Raw genomic sequence first — 1,462 nt, 5'->3', positions numbered from 1 at the left:
GCCATCCCGCACCCCGCGCCGCCCGAGAGGGCGGCGCCCCGCGCTCCGGGGGGCCGGGCGCCCCCGACCACACCCATACGGCACGGGTGACCTGCACAGACGCGGGCGGCTTCGACGAGGCTCGCGCAAGAGAAGCCGCAAGAGTTGGCGCAGGAGATGCTGCCGCCCGGGCCGGACACGGAACAACCGTGCCAGCCTGGCCGGTATTCCAGGCCGCGTGATCGAACCTGTCACCCAAACCTGCAGCAGACCCATTCAAGGTGATCCCCCGACGCTGGGTCATCGAGCGAACCTTCGGCTGGCTCATGCACCATCGCCGCCTCGCTCGAGACTACGAGACGCACCCCCACCGCTCCGAAGCCATAATCCACGTCGCGATGATCGACCTCATTAGCCGCAGACTCACCCACGAATCAACCCCCAATTGGCGCGACACCTGAACCTCGAACCAAACAACCTCGCAGGGACAAAACGCTCTTTCACTGCCTGTTTCACATTCCGCGGACCTTGTGGAGGGATAGCCGAGGTAAGCCCAGAAGGGGTCATGGGGTGGCCCCGAAATCGAATGACCAGCAGTCGGTCTCGGTGAGCGGGGGATCCGGCCGAAGTCCCGCGTTCGGGTGTACGTGTCTGCACTGGTGGCTAGCGTGATTGTCGTCTGCCTGTCCTACGACGAGAGGACTGCTGGTGCCCGAGCTGGAAACGGGAGTGCGCCCGTGATCCCGGACGGATGCGTCCGAGAGGAGCGGGTCCGTGAAGCGGCCTGAACGTGTTGCTGTCATCGGAGTGGGCATCGTCGGAGCGAGTGTGGGCTGGAGCCTGTCCCGGCACGGCGCCAAGGTGGTCTTCATCGACGCGGGCCGGCCGGGCGAAGGCGTCACCAACTGGTCTTTCTCGTGGGTCAACGCCAGCAACAAGACCGTGCGCAAGTCCTATTTCGACCTGAACGTCGCGGGCATGGCAGCGCACCGTGAGCTTGCCGGGACCATCGGGCCGGACTCGTGGTGGTATCCAAGTGGCCACCTGCGCTGGGCGGACGATCCCGCAGCGGAGGCGAAGTTCCTGGAAACAGCCGAACTGCTAGCTGGTTGGGGCTACCGGGTCGAGATGTGCACGGGGGCCGAGGTCCACAGTCGCCTCGAACCTGGTCTCACGATGTCTGACGAGGTTCCGGTCGTGTTCTACCCCGACGAAGCCTGGGTGCACGGTCGTCATCTCGTCGGCCGCCTAGTCGGCCAGGCCGTCGCATCCGGCGCCGAGATCCGGTCCGGCAACGCGGTATGTGACATCGGCACCGGTGCCGATGGGAGCATCCGGACGGTTGCTTTGTCCGATGGGAGCCGTCTCGATGTCGACATCGTCGTGAACGCGGCGGGCCCCACCGCATCCCACCTCGCAGGGCTCCGCCCCCCGCACATGCCGATGCCCCCCGTACCCCGAGTCGACACCCCGAGCGACAGTG

Annotated in this window: 1 protein-coding gene and 1 pseudogene; both read left to right on the top strand. The window is 66.2% G+C overall.

Going from position 1 to position 1,462, the window contains the following annotated elements; all coding sequences use genetic code 11:
- Positions 1–254: 254 nt before the first annotated feature.
- Positions 255–440: pseudogene (locus ACFW2E_RS25535) on the top strand (transposase); the annotation flags it as partial.
- Positions 441–753: 313 nt separating this feature from the next.
- Positions 754–1,462: NAD(P)/FAD-dependent oxidoreductase (locus ACFW2E_RS25530; protein WP_384469404.1), on the top strand; the 709-nt coding region annotated here is incomplete at its 3' end.

The organism is Streptomyces sp. NPDC058964, from assembly GCF_042741275.1.
Classification (GTDB): domain Bacteria; phylum Actinomycetota; class Actinomycetes; order Streptomycetales; family Streptomycetaceae; genus Streptomyces.
This window is presented reverse-complemented; position numbering and strand designations above follow the sequence as displayed.